This window comes from Caballeronia sp., from assembly GCF_028292365.1.
In the GTDB taxonomy this organism is placed as follows: Bacteria; Pseudomonadota; Gammaproteobacteria; order Burkholderiales; family Burkholderiaceae; genus Caballeronia.
In genome coordinates this window covers 1-6,306 of record NZ_JAQGMM010000298.1, presented here as the reverse complement: position 1 = coordinate 6,306, position 6,306 = coordinate 1, and the positions used below count along the sequence as shown (strand labels likewise).

Sequence of the window (6,306 nt, the reverse complement as noted above, 5' to 3'; positions counted from 1 at the left end):
TCGGCCAAGCTCGTGCAGAACATCAAGCTGGCCGAGGCCATGGTCGGTCTGGGCACCGAACCGGTTCGGCCGCCGCGCTTGCCGCTTGCCGGCGACGAACGTCTCGCAGTGGAAGCATTGATCAAGCGTTCGATTGAAACCCGGCCGGTTTTGCCGACGTTCTGAATCGGATTTTTCCGCGGCGGCTTCGGCTTGTTCTCATTGAAACAAGTCCGCCGCCGCCGCGGTTTTATTCCTGATCGCGATAGTGAAGGACCCCACTCCTCCTGATCCGCCAGCCTTAAAAACGAGCCTCTCCTGGCTCCGTTCACCTCGTTCAGTGCGTTGTCGCCTGAACACAAAAGCAAGCCATCTGCGCCCGCCCCAAAACCCTCAAAATCGGCCAAGCGCCGTTTAACGTCAAGACACGAATCAGGCATTCGTTATATTCTATGGAATATCACGGTACTATTCTTTCGCTCCTGACCATCCGTCTTGCCGTCTTGCCGGCGCGAAGAAACCCGATCCAATCATGCATCTCGAGGATTCACCCATGTCCGGGCTAAAGGCATCCACACCCCGCGCTCCCACTTCCGTCCCGCTGCGCCGTGACCTGTCGGTCGCAATCACGCCGCTCAACTCGGCGCACAATCCTGAGCGCACAGAAGCGATCAGGGAAGTGGTCGACGCATTCCGGAACCTGCGTGCAAGTGTCGCCCGTTTTGTCCTCATGCTCGAAGACATCCGCGGGAATGCCCGCTCCCTGGAATCCACAACAGGCCAGCCGTTCAATGCCCTTTTGTCGTCTCTTGAAGATCACGCTCGCGCGCTCGACTTCGGCCGACTCGACGACCTGACGTTTGCCATCGAAACTGCCCGCACGGCTGAGCAGCAGCGGGATCAGGTATTTCTGGCCGCGCCCGGCAGCGGCACGGCCGGTCTTCAGCAGGTTGCGCGAAATCTCGAACGTCTGGACGCCACCTTCGTCGGCTTATGCGTTGAGCACGTGCTTGAGCGGCACTACAAAGATCGTGCGAGCAGCGACGTGTCTGCCTGAACGTCAGCGTCCTGTACGACAGAACACCCGGCATTGATTTCGTCGAAGCAATCGTCCAGATTCGTACCGTTATATTCAATGGTATATTTCGATATCCGTTCATCGAGCAGGCTAAAGGCCGTTGTCTGTTCAGCCGTTTGACATCCAGATCGATCCGAGGTGAATGTGCAATCCGATCCCCCCTTCCGCCTTGCCCGCACGCCGTCCACTGAATCGACCAGCGCTGCGGGTGCTTATGCCGGCACTCACACCGGCGCGGTAGATGCTTGCTGCACGCCTACCGACGCAGAGCTTCGCAGTCCGCACCGCCGGGCGCGGCTGTCAGATCTGGATTCGCATTTGCATTGCTCGGTCATCGGCACATGCCTGAGCACGAACGAGCTCAGAAAACTCGTGCCGAAGTTTACAGATCTCGACCGGCAACACGCGACGGATCTGGAGATTCATCACGCCGCAGTGGAACTCGCCATAGAGGGCGGCGCGGGCGCCAAGGCACTGCAGAAGGCGCTCGATGCCCGTTATTCGGGCGCCGTGCGCCGCTTCGACGCCGCAAAAAATCCTGAAGCCCTGCTGGCGCTCTGGAAAGAGGCGCTCAGGAGCGGCGATATTCCGCCGGCGTACTGGGCGTTGATGACCCATCCGGAAGCCATCATGGGCGTGCGCCAGGCTGCGTTCGGCGACCTGCATATGTTGTCCCATCTGGTGGGCGCGGCTAACCGGGCCGACATCCGCCGCCTGGTTGCGCTCGAAGAGGAAAATGCGGCGCTCAAGGACAAGATCGAGCGGCAGCAAGACAAACTGCACGAGTTGACGACAGAGCGCGACGCGTCGTTGCGCCAATTGAGCACGCAAGTGGCCGAGTTGTCGGCGAAGGCCGAGCGCAGGCCAGATACGTCCGAGGCAGGTCTGGAAGCTGAAGTTCAGGCGCTGCGCGAAGCACTGGTTGCACGCGACGAACGTCTCGCGATTCACACGAGCCGCAGGGAAACCGCCGAGCAACGCGCGCTCGATGAGCAGCGCCATGCGCATGGCTTGAGCCAGCGGCTGGACGACACCATTGCGATGCTCAACGTCGTCCAGGCCGAATGCAACGCACTGGAACAGGCGCTGGTGGCTCAGGGCAGCGAACAGGGGAGTGAAGCGGGTTCAAAGACCGCAGAGCTCACCAACCTCAGCGGCAAGCGAGTGGTTTATGTGGGTGGCCGGCCCGGGTCGAATGCCGCGCTAAGGCAGCTGGTTGAATCGGCGGGAGGCGATTTTATCGTCCACGACGGCGGCATAGAAGACCGCAAGGGCATGTTCGCCGCTGCGCTCCCGCGAGCGGACATTGTCGTGTTTCCGGTCGACTGCATAGACCACGACTCCATGAACCTGCTCAAGCGCGTATGCGACCGCCATCAGGTGGACTATCACCCGGTAAGAACCGCGAGCGTCGCGAGTTTTGTCGAACTGATGACCCGGCTCGGCCGGGCAGCATCTCAATCCTCATCGCAATCATCGCAATCCGGTACGCCGCCGGCGTCCCGGTTTTGCCTGCGGCACGGCTAAGCGCTTAAGCGCTGGGCTTTCAATGCGGCATTCACCAGGATCAGCGCTTCATGAGCCTGGTCAGCGCGGAAATCTGCGGCGCGCAGGTCTTCGCCGCTTCCGCTTCAATCTCGCGATAAAGCCGCACGATCTTTTCACCGACGGGCGTCAGCACGCAGCCGCCGCCGGCTGAGCCACCCGTTTCCGAAGACGTTGCGGGCGCCTTGAGCGTGCGGTTCAGTTCGTCGATGAGCAACCACGCCCGCCGGTACGACATGCCCAGGCTGCGCGCGGCAGCCGAGATCGAGCCATGCTCATGCACGGCCTCGAGCAAATCAATTTTCCCGGGGCCGATTGCCACGGCATCCGCCTGGCGAATGCGCATGCGAAAACGCACCTCGGGTTGACGGGATAAGGAAGAAGTCGCTGGATCTTTCACGGATTTGGCCATGCGCGAAAGCATACACGAGGCCGACAGGCCCAGGCATCCACTCCACGACAGTTCCGGTGCTTCAGGACGCCGCAGTGCCCGGGCGCAGTGCTCAGGCTTCACCGCCGAAACAAAAGCTGAAATCTTCGCAGCCCGAACACCCTGGCGCCGGTTGCGGCGTCAGTCCGAGCGACAGCGCGAGTTCTCGTGCGAGGAATTTTTTCCAGCGCATCCCGTCGACATTGCGCGCCACCAGCGCCGGAAAATACTGGCTGAGCATGTCAGTGACTTCGTCGCGCCCGCCTAGTCCGAGATCGCGCCACAGGTGGTCCGGCCGCAAGCACGCATGGGCGATGATCGATGCGAGGCAATCCGCATCGGCCGCGTCGGCGGCGCTACTCGCCCGGACGTGACTTAGCAGGAAAGCGACAAGCGCGCTGACGAATCGGGCCTGCTCTTCTGAACGGATAACCAGGCTCGCCCTCGGCGGTCGCGTGGCGCCAAAGTGCCGGCCAGCCAGCAAGGCGAATTGTTCCGACGATAACCCAAGCAGAGAAGGATCATCGTGCGCGGCAAGCAAGGTGGCGAACAAAGCGGTGCCGCGGGCATCGGGGGTGGCCGAGGCGGCCAGCAACTGGGCACGCGTCGCGAACGAATGGGTCATGGCCGGGTAGTGAAAATAGCCCCAGGATAGTGCCCGAGGGTGCAGCCAAGCGAGGGTGTCACGGGACGTGATTAAGGCAAAACCAGTATGCCACGCAAAGCCCGGAGTCAAGCCCGTGTCTCGTCAAGCCTACAAATTACCTCTATTACGTTTACCGAATACGAATCAGTCGTTATATTCCTGCCACTATTTCGCAAGTCCCATGTAAGGCTCATCTTATTTCGAGTAACACAGGGGCATGGCGTGCATCACCAACGGCGACAACTCAAACTAAAACAGGAATAGCGATGAAAAAGAAGATCGTGGCGGCAGCTGCATTGAGCAGTTTCGGAGTAATTGCACATGCACAAAGCAGCGTGACGCTATACGGCTTGATCGACGCCGGCGTGAGCTACGTCAGTAACGCCGCGACACCCACCGGACATGACCACCTCATCCGTTACGGCGACGGCGTAGCCCAAGGCAGCCGCTGGGGCCTGCGCGGCGTGGAAGACCTGGGTGGCGGCCTGCAAGCCATCTTCACCTTGGAGAGCGGCTTTAGCTCGGGCGACGGCACGCTCGGCCAAGGCGGCGCGTTGTTCGGCCGCCAGGTGTATGTGGGTATCGCGAAGAAGGGCATGGGCTCGGTCACGCTCGGCCGTCAATACTCGTTCTCCACTGACTATCTCGGCGGCAACTATTCCATGGGCGGCCAGACGCCCGCCGGTAACTACGCGTACCACATCAACGACCTGGATCAATTGACGTCCAGCCGAATCAACAACGCAGTCAAGTTCAGCAGCGCCAACTTCGCAGGCCTGACTTTCGGCGCAATGTACGGATTCTCGAATCAGGCTGGTGCGTTTGCCGGTTCACCCACCACCACCGCGGGCACCACGACCACGCAAGGGTCGTCGAGCACAATCAGCGCCGGTGTGAACTATGCGCAAGGGCCGTTCAGTATCGGCACGGCGTACACCAACATTCGCTTCCCCAATGGCGCGACGCCGGCGTTCAGCGTCAGCATCGCCAACGTGAATACTGGCGGACTGCGTGACCTCGAAACCTTTGGCGTGGGTGCGCGTTATGCCATTGGCGCGGGCACGGTGTGGGGTCTCTGGACCCATACGACGTTCGATCCGATCACGGGCGCCGAGTCCAAGCTGAACAACTACGAACTGGGTGGCAAGTATGCGTTTACGCCCGCCTTGAGCGCAGGCCTGGGCTACACGTTCTCGAAGCTTGACGATCATTTCGAGGGCAAATGGCATCAGGTCAGCAGCATGCTCGACTATGCGCTGTCCAAGCGGACCGACGTCTACGCACTCGTGATTTACCAGAAGGCTTCGGGCAGCAATACGGTCAATGGCCGGAACGTTCCGGTGCAAGCTGAAATTGGATCGAGCTCGAGCTTCCTCGGTAATTCGGGTACCGGCGCGAACAATCAGGTTGCAGCCCGCATTGGCTTGCGTCACAAGTTCTGATTCTGGATTCCACGCGGCAAGCGCTGCAAAAAGTGCTTGCCGCATCGTGCTTCAGAAGTTCACCCGGTATCTGACGGCCAAATAGAACGTCAGGTCTCAGCGTCAAGTCAGGTCGTCAAGACCCGCGCCACGATCCGCACCAGCCGCTTCACGTGACGGGGAGCGGGAAGAATATCCGCGCCTGAAAACAGAATAGGCGCACCGTCCTCGGAGGTGAGCGATCGGCCTCCGCATTCATGCGCGACGATGACACGCTCACCCACGGGCGTATTGAACAATTCGTGCCATGAGAAGGTGACCGCGTAGCCGTCGTGCGCGACCGCGATGAACACGGTGCGCTTGAACTCACCCTTGGGCTCGGGCCGCAATCCGGCTTTCATGATCAAGTCTTTCAGCAACACCCCACGATACGTGTCAACGCTGCGGATAAACCGGTCGGTCGTATAACAACGCAGATCGAACGGATCGGCAACGACGTTGGGTTGTTCCCTGAATTCCGCAAGATCAACAGTCAATGGTCGCAGGAAATCCCCTTCAAGCGATATGACAGCTTTCGCGGTGGTTTCGAGCGCGACTGCGTGGGAATGTGCTTCACTCATTTCTCATCCTCCAGGGGCCGGTTTCGGGCGGCTTGTCCGGCATTATATCCACGTGAATATTACGCTGCTGTCATAGCGGACAAGTCAGTGCGCAAACAATAGGCAACATACAAATTCGCGCATATGCGGGCCAGGACGGCACGGAGGAACTGCTTACCGGGAAATCAGGCGCCTGGTTTTCGCAGGCGCCATGGCGGCAAGTGAGCTTTTATGCCAGGGTCCTAGCGGGTTCAGGCTTGGCGCTCCACCTTAAAGGTCTGCCTTAACCCTGATCGCCTAAAGCGATATATTGGTGGCCTTGGACCCATGCACCTGATCAAGGAAAATACGATGCCCCAGCGTCTCATCCGCTACGCGCTAACGCTCGCAAGCAGCTTGACCGCCGCTGCGGTCATCGCGCTATCCGGGTGCAGCCCGGCGCAAATCGTCAGCGCGCCGCAACGCGTCTCCCTCGATGCAAGGGCAAACGGCATTGCGATCCGTCCGGCTGACGGCACGATCTTTATCACCGACGATAAAACCAACAGCGTGCTTTCATCGGCTGACGGCAAGACATTCAAACCGTTTGCCGCCATTCCCGTGGTCAC

General features: G+C 60.1%; 6 protein-coding genes and 2 pseudogenes. 5 read left to right on the top strand and 3 right to left on the bottom strand.

Going from position 1 to position 6,306, the window contains the following annotated elements:
* The 3 genes and pseudogenes from JWR14_RS18675 to JWR14_RS18665 all read left to right on the top strand — a co-directional run.
* Nucleotides 1-165 (top strand): annotated as a pseudogene (locus tag JWR14_RS18675) (dihydrodipicolinate synthase family protein); the annotation flags it as partial.
* Between the two features lie 367 nt (nt 166-532).
* Entirely contained in the window at nt 533-1,036 is a 504-nt protein-coding gene (locus JWR14_RS18670; RefSeq protein WP_299709658.1) for a hypothetical protein, read from the top strand.
* A gap of 165 nt (nt 1,037-1,201) precedes the next feature.
* Nucleotides 1,202-2,584 carry a DUF2325 domain-containing protein gene (locus tag JWR14_RS18665; protein WP_299709656.1) on the top strand — a complete coding sequence of 461 codons (1,383 nt, stop codon included), beginning with the start codon at nt 1,202-1,204 and terminating at the stop codon, nt 2,582-2,584.
* A gap of 40 nt (nt 2,585-2,624) precedes the next feature.
* Here JWR14_RS18665 and JWR14_RS18660 read toward each other — a convergent pair whose 3' ends face one another.
* A complete protein-coding gene (locus tag JWR14_RS18660; protein ID WP_299709654.1) occupies nt 2,625-3,026 on the bottom strand; it encodes a winged helix-turn-helix domain-containing protein in 402 nt (133 codons plus the stop codon).
* Between the two features lie 79 nt (nt 3,027-3,105).
* The gene (locus tag JWR14_RS18655; RefSeq protein WP_299709652.1) at nt 3,106-3,657 is read right to left on the bottom strand and encodes a nitrogen fixation protein NifQ; all 552 of its coding nucleotides are present in this window, start codon (nt 3,655-3,657) and stop codon (nt 3,106-3,108) included.
* Between the two features lie 287 nt (nt 3,658-3,944).
* On the opposite strand from JWR14_RS18655, the gene JWR14_RS18650 reads away from it, so the two are divergent.
* Complete coding sequence (locus tag JWR14_RS18650; RefSeq protein WP_299709650.1) at nt 3,945-5,120, top strand: porin; 1,176 nt, start codon at nt 3,945-3,947, stop codon at nt 5,118-5,120.
* A 107-nt stretch (nt 5,121-5,227) separates the two neighbouring features.
* Here the strand turns inward: JWR14_RS18650 and JWR14_RS18645 are convergent, their stop codons facing one another.
* Complete coding sequence (locus tag JWR14_RS18645; protein WP_299709648.1) at nt 5,228-5,719, bottom strand: molybdopterin-dependent oxidoreductase; 492 nt, start codon at nt 5,717-5,719, stop codon at nt 5,228-5,230.
* A 330-nt stretch (nt 5,720-6,049) separates the two neighbouring features.
* Here JWR14_RS18645 and JWR14_RS18640 point away from each other — a divergent pair.
* A pseudogene (locus JWR14_RS18640) lies at nt 6,050-6,306 on the top strand (hypothetical protein); the annotation flags it as partial.

Coding starts and splice junctions, on each gene's coding strand:
- JWR14_RS18670 (WP_299709658.1), top strand. CDS start 533: ATGTCCGGGCTAAAGGCATCCACACCCCGCGCTCCCACTTCCGTCCCG.
- JWR14_RS18660 (WP_299709654.1), bottom strand. CDS start 3,026: ATGCTTTCGCGCATGGCCAAATCCGTGAAAGATCCAGCGACTTCTTCC.
- JWR14_RS18655 (WP_299709652.1), bottom strand. CDS start 3,657: ATGACCCATTCGTTCGCGACGCGTGCCCAGTTGCTGGCCGCCTCGGCC.
- JWR14_RS18650 (WP_299709650.1), top strand. CDS start 3,945: ATGAAAAAGAAGATCGTGGCGGCAGCTGCATTGAGCAGTTTCGGAGTA.
- JWR14_RS18645 (WP_299709648.1), bottom strand. CDS start 5,719: ATGAGTGAAGCACATTCCCACGCAGTCGCGCTCGAAACCACCGCGAAA.